This window comes from Bacillus thuringiensis, from assembly GCF_001595725.1.
GTDB lineage: Bacteria > Bacillota > Bacilli > Bacillales > Bacillaceae_G > Bacillus_A > Bacillus_A thuringiensis_K.
Map to the genome: position 1 here is coordinate 5,137,274 of NZ_CP014282.1, position 16,658 is coordinate 5,153,931.

Here is a 16,658-nt window from a genome sequence, read left to right on the forward strand (position 1 = left end):
ATGAGCAATTCCCGTTCCATTTTATCTCAGCCAGAGTGGCGCATTGTAGATCAATCTAGTTTGGGACCAACATTCCATGCACTTCAGTCATTCGCAATGGATGACACATTATGCACAAGCATTGGAAATGGCAAGTCAGCCGCAACAATGCGTTCTTGGGTTCATCACAATACAATTGTCCTTGGTATTCAAGATTCACGCCTTCCGCATTTAGAAGAAGGTATTTCTTTTTTAAAACAAAACAACTTCAATGTTATTGTTCGTAATTCTGGCGGGCTTGCAGTCGTGCTTGATGAAGGTGTTTTAAACGTATCACTTTTATTCCAAGAAACAGAAAAAGGTATCGATATTGATCTTGGATACGATACGATGTGGCATTTGATTAAGGAGATGTTAAAGGATTACGACGTTACTATCGAAGCAAAAGAAATTGTCGGCTCTTACTGTCCTGGTAGTTATGATTTAAGTATTCGCGATCAAAAATTCGCTGGTATTTCACAACGTCGTATTCGCGGCGGTGTCGCTGTCCAAATTTATCTTTGTGCTACAGGAAGTGGCTCTGAGCGTGCCGCACTCGTTCGTGATTTCTACAACCTAGCAATTCAAGGGGAAGAAACACGCTTTACGTACCCTGAAATTGTACCAAGTACGATGGCCTCACTCTCAGAATTACTTGACGAAACCATTACAGTACAAGATTTAATGATGCGTCTTTTAAAAACATTGCAGCAATTCGCTCCAAAGTTAACTCCATCTCAATTAACAATAGATGAGATTCCTTTATATGAGACGAATTTACAACGTATTATTGATCGTAATAATAAAGCACTTGGCTTAGAAAAATAAAGACCGTCGCTATAATAGCGACGGTCTTTATTTCAATTCATTATAGAATTAAAGTGCTTGAGCTGCTGTAATTAAAGCTAACTTGTACACTTCTTCTTCGTTACATCCACGAGATAGGTCATTTACAGGCATGTTTAAGCCTTGTAAGATTGGTCCTACTGCTTCGAAGTTACCTAAACGTTGAGCGATTTTGTAGCCGATATTACCAGCTTCTAAGCTTGGGAATACGAATACGTTAGCATCACCTTTAATTGTAGAACCTGGAGCTTTTTTCTCAGCTACAGATGGTACGAATGCAGCATCGAATTGGAATTCTCCATCTAAAGTTAACTCAGGAGCCATTTCTTTTGCAATGCGAGTTGCTTCTACAACTTTTTCTGTTTCTGGAGATTTCGCAGAACCTTTTGTAGAGAAGCTTAACATAGCAACGCGTGGATCAATGCCGAATAACTCAGCAGTTTTCGCACTTTCGATACCGATTTCAGCTAAATCTTGGCTGTTTGGTGCAATGTTAATTGCGCAATCAGCGAATACATATTTCTCTTCTTCACGTACCATAATGAATACGCCAGAAGTTTTTGTAACGCCTGGTTTTGTTTTAATAATTTGAAGTGCTGGACGAACTGTATCAGCTGTAGAGTGAGCTGCACCACTTACTAAACCGTGTGCTTTTCCCATGTATACAAGCATTGTACCGAAGTAGTTTTCGTCTTTAAGGATTTTGCGAGCGTCTTCTTCAGTTGCTTTACCTTTACGGCGTTCAACGAAAGATGCTACCATTGCATCCATTTCTTCGTATGTAGCTGGGTCGTAAATATCAACGCCTGCTAATGTTAAATTCATGCTAGCAGCTTTTGCGCTAATTTCTTCCTTATTACCAACTAAGATTGGTTTTACTAACTCTTCTTTTGCTAAACGCTCTGCAGCGCCTAAAATTCTTTCATCAGTTCCTTCAGGAAGTACGATAGAAATGCCTTTTCCTTGAACTTTTTCTTTTACTGTTGTAAATAAGTTGCTCACGAATAAACCCTCCTACATATGTTAAAAATACTCTATCTTTAAGAATACTGCTTTTCTTCTATATTTTAAACTTATAGCTCCCAAAAAATAGATAAAATAAAAATGATTATATTTTCATAAAATTCAGCCGTTGAATTCAACTTGCTTAAACACTTAAATGTGACAATTTTATGCGCCAAGGTTTTATATAGATGATTTTAAAACTATATATGCTATAGTTAACGTGTAAAACTATCATTAACTGAGGTGAATAGAATGAGTGAAGCAACAACAACGTTAGATGGCTGGTATTGTTTACATGATTTACGTTCTATTGATTGGGCTGCATGGAAAACATTATCTAGCGACGAACGCGGACAAGCAGTGTCTGAATTTTTAAATGTCGTTGAAAAATGGAACGAAGTAGCTACTGCGAAAAAAGGTAGTCACGCAATGTATACAGTTGTTGGCCAAAAAGCTGATATTATGCTTATGATTTTACGTCCAACAATGGAAGAGTTAAATGAAATTGAGACAGAATTGAATAAAACAACTTTAGCTGAATATATGGTTCCTGCATATTCTTACGTATCTGTTGTTGAATTAAGCAACTATCTTCCAGCTGATGAGGATCCATACCAAAACCCACAAATTTTAGCTCGCTTATATCCTGAATTGCCGAAAGCAAATCATATTTGCTTCTATCCAATGGATAAGCGTCGCCAAGGTGATGACAACTGGTACATGCTTCCTATGGAAGAGCGTAAAAAAATGATGTACAGTCATAGTAAAATTGGTCGTCAATATGCAGGTAAAGTACGCCAAGTGATTTCAGGATCTGTTGGATTCGACGATTTCGAATGGGGCGTAACATTATTCGCTGACGATGTTCTTCAATTTAAAAAACTTATATATGAAATGCGCTTCGATGAAGTAAGTGCTCGTTATGGTGAATTTGGAACATTCTTCGTTGGAAACATTTTACCAGACGAAAAAGTAGAGAAATTTTTACACATATAAATGGTGAAAAGGAACGAATTTCGTTCCTTTTTTTATTCTTCTCTATATTTATCCTCAAAAATCTCCTTTTTTCTGCACTTTTGAAGAAAAACCGACATTTTTTCAAATTTATTGTAAAATTGTAACCTTTTTATATGTAAAGATATGCTAAAATGATACGAGCTATATGCTAAATAACGATGCGAAGGTGATAATCTATATGAAAAAAATCTTGTCTATTTTACTATTGCTTGCATTGTCAATTTCTTCCTTAAGAGTAACAACATCCCATGCGGAAGAAAAAATACATATTGAGGCGGCGGCTGCACTTTTATTTGATGCAGATACAGGAAAAATACTTCACGAGCAAAATCCAGATGAATTGCTAGCTATTGCTAGTATGTCAAAATTAATTGTTGTTTATGCTGTTTTAGAAGCAATTAAAGAAGGAAAAATCACATGGGATACGAAAGTAAATATTTCTGATTACGCTTATGAAGTCTCTCTTAATAATGAATTCTCTAATGTACCGTTCGAAAAAGGACGTCAATATACTGTAAAAGAATTATATCATTCTATTGTTATATTCTCTGCAAATGGATCTAGTATCGCTTTAGCAGAACTTCTTGCAGGAAGTGAGAAAAACTTCTTAAATCTTGCAAATGAACATGCTAAAAAGCTAGGATTAAAGAAATATAAATTTGTAAACGCTACTGGCTTAAATAACGCTGACTTAAAAGGAAAACATCCTGAGGGAACTGATCTAAATGCAGAAAACTCTATGTCAGCTCGTGATATGGGTATGCTTTCAAAAGCAATGATTACAAAGTATCCAGAAATGCTAGAGGATACAAAACAAAGATTTAGAAACTTCCCAGACAATCATCCAAAACCAATTCGTATGGAAAACTGGAATTGGATGTTACCAGGAGCTGCTTTCGCTTATGAAGGTACTGATGGTTTAAAAACCGGAAGTTCTGATACAGCTGGATACGGATTTACTATTACTGCTAAACGTGGTGATGTACGTCTTATCTCAGTTATTATTAAAACAAAATCAATGGATGAACGTTTCACAGAATCTCGTGAATTAATCGAATATGGATTTAATAACTTTGAAAAACAAAAACTAAAAGTTAATAAGAACAATACAATCTCTGTAGTAAAAGGGAAAGAAGACCAAGTAACTGTTGCACCCGAAAAAGAAATAACAGTAATTGCGAAAAAAGGTAGCAAAGAGCCTTATAAAATTGGGACTGAATTAGATAAATCTCTTGCTGAAGATGGACATTTAGTTGCTCCTACTAAGAAAGATGCCAAAGTAGGCTCAATTACTTTAGAATCAACTGATAAATATGGTTTCTTAGACGGTAGTAAAAGTATGAAAGTTACTGCAAAAACGACAGAGGAAGTTGAAAAAGCAAATTGGTTTGTGTTAACAATGCGCTCTATTGGTGATTTCTTCTCAAACTTATGGTCTAAAGTTTTTTAATAAAAAAGCTGGCTCACGCTAGCTTTTTTATTTTCCACTCTCAATGTAAAACTTCGTTTGGTTGTCATATCTGAGTCCTTTTCCTCATACGTATGAACTAGTAATTGTTACACACTTCATCTAGAGATAAACCTCTTTCCAAAAGGTATTACAAAAAGAGAGGTGACACATAATGGGCGTTATTGCTTATAACGAAGCAGATGTAAAGTTGTTAGCTAGACTGATGCGTGCTGAAGCCGAAGGAGAAGGGCAACAAGGAATGTTAATGGTCGGAAACGTTGGGGTAAATCGTGTCCGCGGAAATTGTTTAGACTTTAAAAGCATTCGTAATTTACGTCAAATGGTTTATCAAAACCCCGGCGGTTTTGAAGCAACGCAAAAAGGATATTTTTATCAACGGGCACGTGAACAAGATATTGCCCTGGCGAGACGGACCATTCAAGGGCAACGTTTTTGGCCTGCCAATTTTGCCTTATGGTTCTTTAGACCTGAGGGTGCATGTCCGCCAACTTGGTATAACCAACAAAACTCTGGTCGCTTCAAAAAACACTGCTTCTTCCAACCATCTGGCGAAGACTGTCCTAGCGTATATTAAGAGATGAAAATGAGGAGGGATTTTTGAATGGCACAGCAACAAAATCCGTACTATGGAACAGGTTTTTATCAACCATCTGGAACTTATGTACAACCGCAACAAATGACTCAACAACAACAGCAAGCAATGCAACAACAATCAGCTCAAGCTGCACAAGCTCAATATGCAATTTCTCAAGGCATGTTACCTCTAGAGCAATCCTATATTGAAAATATCCTTCGCTTAAACAAAGGTAAGCAAGCTACGGTTGTAATGACTTATGAACGTGGCAGTTCCCTTGGTACACAATCTTATACAGGTATTATTGAAGCGGCTGGCCGTGACCATATCGTTATTAGTGAACCACAATCAGGAAAACGCTATTTACTACTAATGATTTACTTAGATTACGTAGAATTTCCAGAGGAAATTACGTATTTACCTAGTCAACAAGCAACTTATGCTCCAAGACCATAAAAAAAGCTGGCATATGCCAGCTTTTGTTTTTTTATAATCCTTTTACAACTGCAGTTCCGACTAAAATCCATGCCACAATAAATGCTACACCACCAAGAGGTGTAATTGGGCCAAAGAACTTAATTCCTGTCGTACTTAATGCATACAAACTACCTGAGAACATAATAATCCCAGCTACCATTAGCCAACCAGCAGTAGTTAAAAGTGATGATTGGACCTTATCCATTAATAAAGCAACTACGAATAGTCCACCTGCATGAAACATTTGATATGTAACGCCTGTTTTCCACACTTCTAACATTTTTGCAGAAATTTTATTTTCTAAACCGTGTGCTCCAAAGGCCCCTAACGCAACAGATAGCCCCGCTGCAATACAACCTAGTAAAAAGAAAATTTTCATCTTAATTCCCCTTTTTTACCTTTATCATAAGCAATTTTTGCATATAAGCCAAACGATTTATCTTCTAAAAATCAAATAAAGAATTACCGTTTGCATCACTTTCTTTTATATATACTGGCTCCCCAGAAACAGGTGCAATTGGTTGCATAGTTGTTACTGGTTGTGATCCAATTACTTTCGATGGAATTTGTGTTTCTCTATATATAGATGTTTCAACTTGTTCATCTAATAATAAGTCACATAAAGCGCGCACAACTAATAAATGTTCTTTTGACTTTTGTCCTTCACTACTTTTTGCCTTCGCAATTTCATTCGCCATTTTATTTAAAATCTTGTCGCTAGATATTTGCATTCCTTATCACCTCGTACTTTGTAATTCTTTCTCGAATTGTCCCAGTTTCTCTACTGAACCAAATACTATTATCATATCACGTTCTTTCAATTTTTCCTGCCCTGCTGGATTATGTATAATATTACCATTTCTTAAAATCGCTAATATTGTTACATCAAACTGATTCCTTACATTACTCTCTAGTAACGATTTACCAACTAATATTGAATCTTTTCCAACTAGAATTTCTTCAATGACAAATGACTGTTCCACTCCATACAACACTGTATCAATATAATGAACGGTTAATGGATTGGCAATACCTTTTGCGATATGAATACCTGCCATACTAGATGGATTAATAACCTTATTTGCACCAGCACGCCTTAATTTCTCTTCAGTTTCTGGCTTTTCAGATCTCGCCACAATTTTAATCGTATCGTTTAATCCTCTGGCTGTTAATGTAATAAATACATTTTCGGCATCATTTGCAACAATAGCAACTAAACCAGCTGCTTCTAAAATTCCGGCATTATGTAATACTTGATCTTCCGTTGCATCTCCATGTACAAATAAAAGCTTTTCCTGCCCCGATATACTTTCATCTTTATCAACAACGACAAATGGAATATTCTTTTCTTGCAATTCATGTACAACTTGAAGCCCCACTCTACCGCAACCACATACTATAATATGATTTTTCAACTGCGCTATTTGTTTATCCATCTTCTTCCTCCGTACTGCATGAAATAAATTCCCTTCAATAATCATAGCTGCCACTACCCCAATTGCATACGTAACAATACCTACGCCAACAGGAATAATAAGGAGCGCAAATACTTTCCCCGCTTGCGTTACAGGAACGGCATCCCCGTATCCAACAGTCAATACAGTAATCATCGTCATCCAAAATGCTTGAAACAAACTAATCTCTTCGATCGTCATAAATCCTATCGTTCCTAGAATTACAACAAAAGTCATACATATAACTGCTATCCATAATTGCTTACGTGCATTCATACCTTGTTTCAACTCTTTTCTCTATCTACAATCTTTGCCAGTGGAAATAAAATACGTATATACTAGATACGGAATCTATGAAAGAGGTTGATATAATGAAGACATTTCTTTCCGCCTTACAATGGGCACTATTTATTTTAGCTGGAAGCCTTATTGTACCAATTAGTGTCGCAACTAGTTATGGTCTTGATGGCGCTGAAGCTATCGCATTCGTACAAAGAACGTTATTTGTTCTAGGCTTTGCTGGTCTCTTGCAAGCTATATTTGGGCATAAACTTCCTATTCAAGAAGGTCCTGCTGGCCTTTGGTGGGGAATTTTCTCCCTTTACGCAAGTTTAGGTGTCGTATTATTTGGATCCAGCAATGAGACACTTAAAGTTCTTCAATATGCTTTCTTATTAAGCGGTATTATTTGTATTATTCTTAGCGTTTTTGGACTTATTGATAAACTTGTTCGCTATTTTACACCGACAGTCATTGGAACGTATTTATTTCTTCTTGTCGCGCAGCTTAGTGGCTCCTTCTTAAAGGGAATGTTTGGCCTTGATGGAAAACATACAGAAGTACAACCTAACGTATTTATTCTTTCACTCATTGTTATTTTACTATCCTTTTTCATCATGAAGCTACCTATTATTGGACAATATTCCGTTCTTTTCAGTATCATATGCGGCTGGATATTATTCGCATGCTTCGGATTATCTAATCCAATAACACCAGTGACAGACATAATCCGTTTTCCGTCCTTATTTGTTTTCGGAATGCCTCGTGTTGAATGGAATATGGTAATTACAGTCATTTTCGTTACACTCTTACTTCTAACAAATATGTTAGCAAGTATTCGCGTTGTACAAAAGGTTGTCTCTAAATATGAAGAAAATGCTGCATCAGATCGTTTTAAACAAGCTGGCATTATAACAGGAATCAACCAATTGCTAGGCGGCCTGTTTTCAGCTATTGGGCCTGTCGCTATTTCTGGATCAGCAGGTTTTATTGCAACGACTAATATTTATAAACGTCTCCCGTTTATATTAGGGTCAAGCTTTATTATTGTCGTTAGTATATTTCCAAAGATTACTTCATTCTTTGCAGCAATCCCTGTTGCAGTTGGTTATGCCGCTATTTATCCTGTATTCGCAAGCATGATTGGCCTCGCCTTTCGAGAATACGAAACTGTCCAGGATAAAGAACGATTATTTAAAGTAGCCGGTCTTTCAATCTTTACAGGAGTCGGAGTTATGTTTGTTCCAGCAGGAGCATATTCCACACTTCCACCATTTCTAGCATCGTTTTTAAGTAATGGTCTCGTTCTTGGATCTGTAATGGCAATCTTGCTAGAAATACTATTTTCTCGTTCCACAGCAAAACAAATATCGTAAATTGGAAAACTTCCATTATTGCACTCTACCTTTAGAGTTGTTACGATAAAATCAAACTTTAATCATTGGGGTTTTATTCACCCCCAATGATTATTAACCAATATTATGAGCAACACACTCATAATAATTTATCTACTTCTTTTCAAAGAGGTTTGATGTCTTACTATTATTCCTCAACATCTTCATGAACATGTATTTTGATTTCAATTAAAGAAAGGAATTTTCTATATGACTTATAAAATGATTGTTTTAGATTTAGATGATACTTTATTACGTGATGACCATACTATTTCACCTCGTACGAAAGAAGCGTTAATGACTGCACAAGAGCAAGGGGTAAAGGTTGTACTTGCTTCTGGACGTCCAACGTTTGGTATGCGCAATGTAGCCAAAGAGCTTCGTTTAGAAGAATACGGCAGTTTCATTTTATCTTTTAATGGTGCAAAAATTATTAACTGTAAAACAAACGAAGAAATCTTTAGTAGTACGCTATCTCCTGAAATCGTTCACAACCTATTTGAAATTAGTAAAACTGAAGATGTATGGATTCATACTTATATGGGCGATGATATCGTAACGGAAGAAAATAATCCTTATACTGAAATTGAGGGCGATATTACTGGTATGCCAATTGTTGTAGTAGATGACTTTAAAGCCGCAGTTAAAGAGCCTGTAGTAAAAGTATTAATGAATAAAGAGGCTGAACGCCTTGTTGAAGTTGAAAAGAAACTACAAAAACAACTAGAAGACCAATTAAGCGTGATGCGTTCGAAACCATTCTTCTTAGAATTTACAGAAGCCGGTGTTACAAAAGGAACGAGCTTAAACAAACTGATTCAAAAGCTTGGCATTAAGCGTGAAGAAGTTATCGCAATGGGCGATAGCTATAACGACCAAGCAATGATTGAATTTGCTGGTCTTGGCGTTGCAATGGGCAATGCACCTGATGATATTAAAGAAATTGCAAACTACGTAACAGATACAAATATGAACGATGGTGTTGCAAAAGTTGTAGAGAAATTCGTTTTAAAAACGGATGTACTTGTTTAATATTTTCATTCACAAAACCTATTTGAAGTCAAATACTTCAAATAGGTTTTTATTTAAATTCTCATGCTTTTGTGACTATATTTTGAACTTTGCACTATTCTCGTAGTGTAAACTTTCTTTTTGTATATAATGAAACAAAATAGACTATTTTATTTTGAAAAAGAATACAAATTTACTATATACAAGCATACGTTAAAGGAGGCTACTTTATGTTATCTACACCAATCGGACGATTAAGAGCAATTGGACTAGTTGAGGGTATTTCTTTCCTATTACTATTATTTGTAGCAATGCCATTAAAATATTTCGCAGGATTTGCAACAGCTGTTAAAATTACAGGCATGGCTCATGGTGTTCTATTTATTCTATTCATCTTTGCAGTAATTCAAGTAACAATCGTACACCGTAAATCAATTTTATGGGCACTTGGAGCATTCGTTTCATCAGTTATCCCATTTGGTACTTTTGTACTAGATGCAAAATTAAAGAACGAGCAACAATGATAATAAAAAGGTAGTTAACGACTGTTAACTACCTTTTCTATTTATAAATTTGGAATTTCCCAATCAATTTCTCTTTCGCCCATATTAGCTAAAATCGTATTTACTTTAGAATATGGCTTACTACCAAAGAAACCACGTCTTGCCGATAATGGGCTTGGATGTACAGATTCGATAATATGATGATTCGGATTCGTAATTAACTTCTTCTTCGCCTGCGCATGGCGCCCCCACAATATGAAAATAACTGGCTTTTCACGTTCGTTCAACAGTTCAATTACACGATCTGTGAAGTGCTCCCATCCTTTTCCCTTATGAGAATTTGCTTCGCCTTCACGAACTGTTAATACGGTATTTAGTAGTAATACTCCTTGTTCCGCCCATTTTACTAAATAACCGTTATTCGGGATTTCATAACCATATTCATCTCGAAGTTCTTTATACATATTTAACAATGATGGTGGTGTTTTAACACCAGGTTGTACAGAAAAGCTTAAACCATGCGCTTGATTCGGTCCATGATATGGATCTTGTCCTAAAATAACAACCTTTGTATTTTCATAACTTGTATACTGAAGAGCGTTAAAGATATCTTCTACCTTCGGATAAACAACATGCATGCTGTATTCTTCTGTCAAAAAACTGGATAGAGTAAGATAGTACTCTTTCTCGAATTCTGGTGCCAATAGTGGCTCCCAATCATTCTTTAAAACATTTTCCATACTGTCACTTCCTGTCTAATTAATTCACCATATCCTGTCTTGTAAATACTACGAACGAAATAACAAGAGAAACAACTGCCCAAACAGTTAAATTCATCAAAGAAAACCCCATCGATAAACCTTGTAATGCAGGTAATTTTCCTGATAAATAATCCGTTAATGATAAATTCACACTAAAAATATACTTGGCGCCTTCCCAAGATGTTGCGAACGAGCTTAAAATACCGCCTGCAATTAATGCAGCTAGCATAACGCCCATACCAGCTGGTGTATTACGAATTAAAACAGAGACCATAAATGATATAGTTCCAACAACGATAGCAACAAACCAGGCTAGTCCATACGCCATTAAGATGTATTGCCACTGCGGAATAAGATGTACAAAGTTCGTATTTAACGTTTCCTTATCAATGACGAATCCTGTTAAAACAGGTAAATTCCATCCCGAGTACCCAAATACAAGCCCTGATAATATGTAAGCAAACAAACCTACAAGAAACAGTATGAGCGAAATGAAAAATAACATCGTCACGTATTTACTAAGGAGTATTTTCCAGCGCCGAATCGGCCGCGTAAGTAACATCTTCATCGTCCCATCACTTCGTTCTCCTGAAACGATATCAATGGCGACAATCATTACGAGAAGCGGAATAAATAACGTAATTCCTTGTTCAATAAATGCTCTGACAAAAGTCGGTGCACCCGGTGCCATCGGGTTAATATCATGATCTAAATAATATTGTTGTTGCTCAACTCTTACCTTTAACCAATCACGCCATTCTTCTGGCAACCTAGAATTGTTCAATCGATTTTGAGAATCAACAATTTGCTGTTGTAATGAAACCTTCCAATCAGTTGTACCGAGTCTTTTTTGTGTCGTTTCTATTTCACGATACTGCGCGTACACAAAAAGCGGGATCAAGATTGCTAAAATAAGCATGACAACAAAAATACGTTTCTTGCGGTAAATCTTTTCTGATTCATTTAAAACTAGATTCGCAAATTCACGCATGCTGCTCACCCCTTGTGAGTTCAATAAATAAATCTTCTAGCGTAAATATGAGCTCCTTAACGCTATGTACATCTATTTCATTTTCAACAAAGTGTTTATTCCAACTACTTATAGATGCAATATCCATGCGGCATAGTAATCGCTCGCCTTCTACACTCACTTCTCTTATTTCCTCGGCCGCTTCTAGCATATCTTTCGCCTTAGAAATCGGTGTAACAATCCATTCTACACGATCGCTTGCTGTTTTAATTAATTCTTCAACCTTGGCAACTGTTATCATCTTTCCTTTATGAATAATAGCAACGCGATCGCATATCATTTGCACTTCACTTAGCAAGTGACTTGAAATAAACACGCTCATATTTTCTTCTTTTACAAGCTTATGTATAAATTCCCTAAGTTCTCTAATCCCTGCTGGATCTAAACCATTCGTTGGCTCATCTAATATGAGCAATTTTGGATTCCCAAGGAGCGCCTGCGCAATTCCAAGGCGTTGTTTCATACCAAGTGAGTACGTTTTTACCTTGTCATGAATTCTTTCATCTAAATGAACCATTTCAGCAATTTCAATAATACGTTCATCTGATATATCACCTAACATACGAGCAAATTGCTTTAAATTTTCCCATCCCGTTAAATATGTGTACAGTTCTGGGTTTTCAACGATACTCCCAATTTGACGCATCGCTTCTCTGAAATTTTCCTTAATCGAATAACCACCGATAGAAATCGTACCTTCTGTCGCCTTAATCAATCCGACTAACATTCGAATGGTAGTCGTCTTTCCAGCACCATTTGGTCCTAAGAACCCGAACACTTCTCCTTGCTTTACATCAAAGGAAATATTCTCTACAAGAGTCTTCTTTCCAATTATCTTCTTCAAGTCTCGTACAGAAAGTATCGTCGTCATTTTACCCCTCCTTGTTCTAGTTTTAATTTACTTACAACGTTTTGAACTAAACGTTCTGCCATATACGTATAACCTACTTCGTTCGGATGAAAATGATCAGAGTATAATAAATCTTTCCCGCGGTTTTGGAATAAATCAAATGTCGGTGTAATATACACATTTTTATCGTTTAGCGCTAACTTCTCTAAAGATGCATTCCAGTCCACAACAATGTTTGAAGACCCTTTTAAATCTTCTACATCTTCAAAAGGATTGTATAAACCAAGCCAAAAAATCGGACTATCTGTATTTAATTTACGAATTTCTTCTATAATTTTCTTTGCTTCATTTTGAAATGTTTCTGTGTCAGGACGATACGTCTCTAAATCTATTTTCCCAAGCGATTCCCAGCCCGGGAACAAATCATTCCCACCAATCGTTAACACGATTACATCTGCTTGCTTAATTGAATATTTAGCGCCATTACTTTCAATTTGTTTTAATAAATCGGGCATTTTTGCACCACTAACTGCTAAATTTGTTAATGCAATTTTTTGCTTATAATCTTTTTGTAAATCCTCTTTCATTCGCCCAACATAACCAATTCCTTCTTTATCACCAACGCCACGCGTTAATGAATCACCTAAACTAACGATTTGTAATGTTCCCGTTTTCCTTTTCTCTTTTGCTACTACATCGGTCTTTTTAATTAAATTTGAAGCTTTTGGATTTAATACATCATTTACACCTGAAACAAAGCCATATGCAAATAAACAGAAAGATGCAATTGTAATGAGTAGAATTACTTTTACTACTTTTGATCTCATATCAAAACCCCTTTTAGCCCTCATAGATTGTCCATAATTATACCAAACGAAATTTTGAAAAGCGATTCTCACACCTTCTCAATTATGTCGTTTCTCTATCTACTAACTCTGGTAATAACTCTATATGCTTCACATCTAATTTCTCTTCACTAATCTTTTCATATAATAATTCAAACGCTCTCATTCCAACGTTTTTACTAGAATGCGAAATCGTCGTTATACCCAATATATCTGCCACCTCTTGATCATCACACCCGATAATCGTAATATCACCCGGAATACGAATTCCTTGTTTTTTTGCTTCTGTAACCATCCCCGCTGCAATATGGTTACAAGATACAAGGAACGCCGTCGGTTTTACTGACATATGAGCCCATTCTCTAATTACATTGCGTCCATCTTCCACTGTAAAACAACCCTCAAATTTCCAGGTCTCTAACGGTGTTACGGTACTCTGTTGAAGCGAATCTTCATACGCCTTCTTTCGTCTTTGGCTATTAACGCTATTACTTCTTCCAATACAATATCCAATACGTGTATGACCGGTATCTATTAAGCTTTTCATCCCATGTGAAAATACTTTGTAGTAATCGATATGGACACTTGAAATGCATTTTGAATCTATTTCTTCACACATAACAATCGGGCCGAATTTCGTATATTCTTCAAGCTTCTCCTTACTATTTGCCCGAGAACAAATAATAACCCCATCAAGCTTTTTCATTTTTAACATATTTAAAATTTCTAGTTCTCTTTCTTCGCTATAATTCGTCTGGCAAAGCATCATATTATAATTATTCTTTGCTGTTTCCTTCGATATTCCTTCAATAATAGCGCTATAATATTGATCATTTACGTGCGGTAATAAAACGCCAATTACATTCGTTTTTCCCTTCACTAAATGAATTGCATTCACATTTTGCGTATAATTTAATTCTTCTATAATTGCTAAAATTTCTTTTCGTTTCTGTTCATTCACATAAGGATGATTATTTAGTACACGTGAAACAGTTGAAATAGATACCCCAGCAAGTTCAGCAATCTTTCTTATATTTGTCATCTCATTTTCCCCTTCTCACAAAAATTCTCCCTTGACCTGGTAAGCTTTCCACAATATATCCTTTCCTAGCAAATACATTTTGAAAGGATATACAACTATGTTTCGATTCAAATTAGAATATATATTTTTCATTGGCGGTCTACTCATTCTCGCCATCGGTATTAATATGATGACGACCATTACTTCCTTTGGACTTAGCCCTTATGATTCCTTCTTTATTGCACTATATCAAAATTTCGGGATAAGTATAGGTTTTTGGATTTTCATGATTAACTTCGCTTTTACACTTATCGTACTTTTTTGGAATAAAAAACAAATAACAATTGGTACTATCGTAACGATGGTTCTTATTTCTCTTTTTGTTGATTGGATTGGTTCCACTACAACTATTATGGATGCTATCCGCTCTCTTCCAAAATATATAACACTTATTTGCGGAAATCTATTTGTTGGAGCTGGAATTGGCCTTTACGTCTCTACGAACCTTTGCCCAGCACCTCAAGAAGCTTTCGTTTTAACGGTTGCTGAGAAGAAAAAATGGACGTTTAGAAGAACAGAGATTTCATTAGCCTTTTTATTTTTAACGCTAAGCTTTTTATTAGATGGACCTATCTATTTTGGAACAATCATCTTATCCTTTACAACAGGCTGGATTATCCAAGCATTTATTCAAGTTGGTACGCAGATTTTAAATAGAAAAGAGCCTATTAAGCAAGCTGCTTAATAGGCTCTTTCTGTTTTATGGTAAGAGATACTACTTAGCATCCCCTTCAATTCGATAGTTCGCTTTCAAACAATCTATTTCTTCATACCCTTGCAACGTATGTAGAAGATAATCATAATCAGCAAGAGACGCACGATGCGTTACAATTACAATTTCAGCCTTTCCTTTCTCTTCAAGCGGCATTTGAATAATTTTTTCAAAGCTAACTCCGCGCTCAGAGAATAATGAAGTGATCTTTGCAAATACACCAATTTCATCTTTTACATGAAGTCTTAAAAACTTCTTCACAACAATTTCGTCTGGCTCTTTTAGTACCTTTTGATATTGCGGGACTACAGCACTATTTCCTGTTACCCCTAATCTAATATTTTGCATTACAGCTACTAGGTCGGAAACAACAGCCGTTGCTGTCGGTAAACTTCCTGCACCTGGTCCATAAAACATTGTTTCTCCAACTGCTTCACCATACACATATACAGCGTTATATTCGTTTTGCACGGCCGCAAGAGGATGTGTATTTGGAAGTAAAGTCGGTTCAACTGTAACCTCTAATTTTTCACCATCTCGCTTCGCAAGACCGATTAATTTAATCGTGTATCCTAAACTCTTACTGTATTCAATATCTTCTTCTGTAATAGAAGTAATCCCTTTTACCTTCACATCTCCAAGCTCTACATTTGTAGAGAAACCAAGGGTAGCCAAAATTGTCATTTTTCTTGCTGCATCTAAACCTTCTACATCTGATGTTGGATCCGCTTCTGCAAATCCAAGTTGTTGGGCTTCTTTTAACACGTCGTTATATGCTCTCCCTTCGTCTGACATTTTCGTCAAAATAAAATTAGTCGTTCCATTTACAATTCCCATTACTTTCGTAATAAGATCTGAAGAAAATCCTTCTACGATACTGCGTAAAATTGGAATTCCCCCTGCCACACTCGCCTCATAGAATAAATCAGCCTTATTATCTTTTGCTGTCGCTAATAATTCAGCTCCATGTAATGCCATTAAGTCTTTATTTGCAGTTACAACATGCTTTCCGCTTTTTAAAGCTTGTAAAATATATGATTTTGCATCATCAATGCCACCCATCACTTCGATGACAACATCAATATTTGGATTATCTAAAATTTCATGTGCATCTTGTGTTAATAGAGTAGAAGGTACCTCTACCTCTCTCTCTTTCTCAATGTTTTGCACTAATACTTTCGTTACCTTCACTGGACAACCTACTTGGTGTATGAGTCGTTCTTGATGATCCGTAATAATACGAACCACACCACTGCCAACCGTCCCAAGACCTAATAACCCAACTTGAATTTCTTTCATAGTACTTTCCACCCCTCAAAAATTGTGTTTA

The 16,658-nt window shown here is 36.1% G+C and carries 19 protein-coding genes; 9 read left to right on the forward strand and 10 right to left on the reverse strand.

The features are described from left to right. Positions 1-846: an octanoyl-[GcvH]:protein N-octanoyltransferase gene (locus tag AXW78_RS25865; protein WP_000071947.1), complete on the forward strand. Its 846-nt coding sequence runs from the start codon at positions 1-3 to the stop codon at positions 844-846. 48 nt (positions 847-894) lie between these two features. Here AXW78_RS25865 and pta read toward each other — a convergent pair whose 3' ends face one another. Continuing rightward, on the reverse strand, positions 895-1,866 hold the full coding sequence (gene pta / locus AXW78_RS25870) for a phosphate acetyltransferase (RefSeq protein ID WP_000067215.1): 972 nt from the start codon (positions 1,864-1,866) through the stop codon (positions 895-897). 255 nt (positions 1,867-2,121) lie between these two features. On the opposite strand from pta, the gene hemQ reads away from it, so the two are divergent. The 4 genes from hemQ (at position 2,122) to gerQ (ending at position 5,387) form a co-directional block, all read left to right on the forward strand. Next, entirely contained in the window at positions 2,122-2,865 is a 744-nt protein-coding gene (hemQ, locus tag AXW78_RS25875) for a hydrogen peroxide-dependent heme synthase (RefSeq protein ID WP_001287595.1), read from the forward strand. A 199-nt stretch (positions 2,866-3,064) separates the two neighbouring features. Next, positions 3,065-4,336, forward strand: coding sequence for a serine hydrolase (locus AXW78_RS25880; protein WP_061884805.1), 1,272 nt, complete (start codon positions 3,065-3,067; stop codon positions 4,334-4,336). A 172-nt stretch (positions 4,337-4,508) separates the two neighbouring features. Beyond that, complete coding sequence (cwlJ, locus tag AXW78_RS25885) at positions 4,509-4,931, forward strand: cell wall hydrolase CwlJ (RefSeq protein ID WP_000538154.1); 423 nt, start codon at positions 4,509-4,511, stop codon at positions 4,929-4,931. Between the two features lie 27 nt (positions 4,932-4,958). After that, positions 4,959-5,387: a spore coat protein GerQ gene (gerQ, locus tag AXW78_RS25890; RefSeq protein WP_000068651.1), complete on the forward strand. Its 429-nt coding sequence runs from the start codon at positions 4,959-4,961 to the stop codon at positions 5,385-5,387. Between the two features lie 31 nt (positions 5,388-5,418). On the opposite strand, the gene AXW78_RS25895 is transcribed toward gerQ, so the two are convergent. The 3 genes from AXW78_RS25895 to AXW78_RS25905 all read right to left on the reverse strand — a co-directional run bounded on the left by AXW78_RS25895 (position 5,419) and on the right by AXW78_RS25905 (position 7,138). Continuing rightward, the gene (locus AXW78_RS25895; RefSeq protein WP_000688315.1) at positions 5,419-5,787 is read right to left on the reverse strand and encodes a DUF423 domain-containing protein; all 369 of its coding nucleotides are present in this window, start codon (positions 5,785-5,787) and stop codon (positions 5,419-5,421) included. Positions 5,788-5,851: 64 nt separating this feature from the next. Then, entirely contained in the window at positions 5,852-6,139 is a 288-nt protein-coding gene (locus tag AXW78_RS25900) for a YwdI family protein (protein ID WP_061884806.1), read from the reverse strand. Positions 6,140-6,145: 6 nt separating this feature from the next. Continuing rightward, positions 6,146-7,138, reverse strand: coding sequence for a potassium channel family protein (locus tag AXW78_RS25905; protein ID WP_002164263.1), 993 nt, complete (start codon positions 7,136-7,138; stop codon positions 6,146-6,148). Positions 7,139-7,233: 95 nt separating this feature from the next. Here AXW78_RS25905 and AXW78_RS25910 point away from each other — a divergent pair, with 95 nt between their 5' ends. From AXW78_RS25910 to AXW78_RS25920, 3 genes are all read left to right on the forward strand, one after another. Next, positions 7,234-8,517 (forward strand): purine/pyrimidine permease, encoded by a 1,284-nt coding sequence (locus AXW78_RS25910; RefSeq protein WP_000847032.1) that lies wholly within the window; start codon positions 7,234-7,236, stop codon positions 8,515-8,517. Positions 8,518-8,745: 228 nt separating this feature from the next. Next, entirely contained in the window at positions 8,746-9,567 is an 822-nt protein-coding gene (locus AXW78_RS25915; protein ID WP_061884807.1) for a Cof-type HAD-IIB family hydrolase, read from the forward strand. A 209-nt stretch (positions 9,568-9,776) separates the two neighbouring features. Further along, positions 9,777-10,070, forward strand: coding sequence for a DUF3817 domain-containing protein (locus AXW78_RS25920; protein ID WP_000953396.1), 294 nt, complete (start codon positions 9,777-9,779; stop codon positions 10,068-10,070). Positions 10,071-10,111: 41 nt separating this feature from the next. Here AXW78_RS25920 and AXW78_RS25925 read toward each other — a convergent pair whose 3' ends face one another. Genes AXW78_RS25925 through AXW78_RS25945 form a run of 5 tightly spaced genes read right to left on the reverse strand, consistent with a single transcriptional unit; the run spans position 10,112 to position 14,577 of the window. Continuing rightward, entirely contained in the window at positions 10,112-10,789 is a 678-nt protein-coding gene (locus AXW78_RS25925) for a uracil-DNA glycosylase (protein ID WP_000432516.1), read from the reverse strand. A gap of 19 nt (positions 10,790-10,808) precedes the next feature. Then, a complete protein-coding gene (locus AXW78_RS25930) occupies positions 10,809-11,801 on the reverse strand; it encodes a DUF2705 family protein (protein ID WP_001206477.1) in 993 nt (330 codons plus the stop codon). Further along, positions 11,794-12,711 (reverse strand): ABC transporter ATP-binding protein, encoded by a 918-nt coding sequence (locus AXW78_RS25935; RefSeq protein ID WP_000207704.1) that lies wholly within the window; start codon positions 12,709-12,711, stop codon positions 11,794-11,796. The genes AXW78_RS25930 and AXW78_RS25935 overlap by 8 nt, the downstream gene beginning before the upstream one ends. Then, positions 12,708-13,589 carry an SGNH/GDSL hydrolase family protein gene (locus tag AXW78_RS25940; protein ID WP_002164264.1) on the reverse strand — a complete coding sequence of 294 codons (882 nt, stop codon included), beginning with the start codon at positions 13,587-13,589 and terminating at the stop codon, positions 12,708-12,710. Before AXW78_RS25940 ends, AXW78_RS25935 begins: the two co-directional genes overlap by 4 nt. 10 nt (positions 13,590-13,599) lie before the next feature. Beyond that, positions 13,600-14,577: a LacI family DNA-binding transcriptional regulator gene (locus AXW78_RS25945; protein WP_000181946.1), complete on the reverse strand. Its 978-nt coding sequence runs from the start codon at positions 14,575-14,577 to the stop codon at positions 13,600-13,602. 97 nt (positions 14,578-14,674) lie between these two features. On the opposite strand from AXW78_RS25945, the gene AXW78_RS25950 reads away from it, so the two are divergent. Beyond that, complete coding sequence (locus tag AXW78_RS25950) at positions 14,675-15,301, forward strand: YczE/YyaS/YitT family protein (protein WP_000488229.1); 627 nt, start codon at positions 14,675-14,677, stop codon at positions 15,299-15,301. A gap of 30 nt (positions 15,302-15,331) precedes the next feature. On the opposite strand, the gene AXW78_RS25955 is transcribed toward AXW78_RS25950, so the two are convergent. Further along, positions 15,332-16,627 (reverse strand): homoserine dehydrogenase, encoded by a 1,296-nt coding sequence (locus AXW78_RS25955; protein WP_061884808.1) that lies wholly within the window; start codon positions 16,625-16,627, stop codon positions 15,332-15,334. Positions 16,628-16,658: the final 31 nt, after the last annotated feature.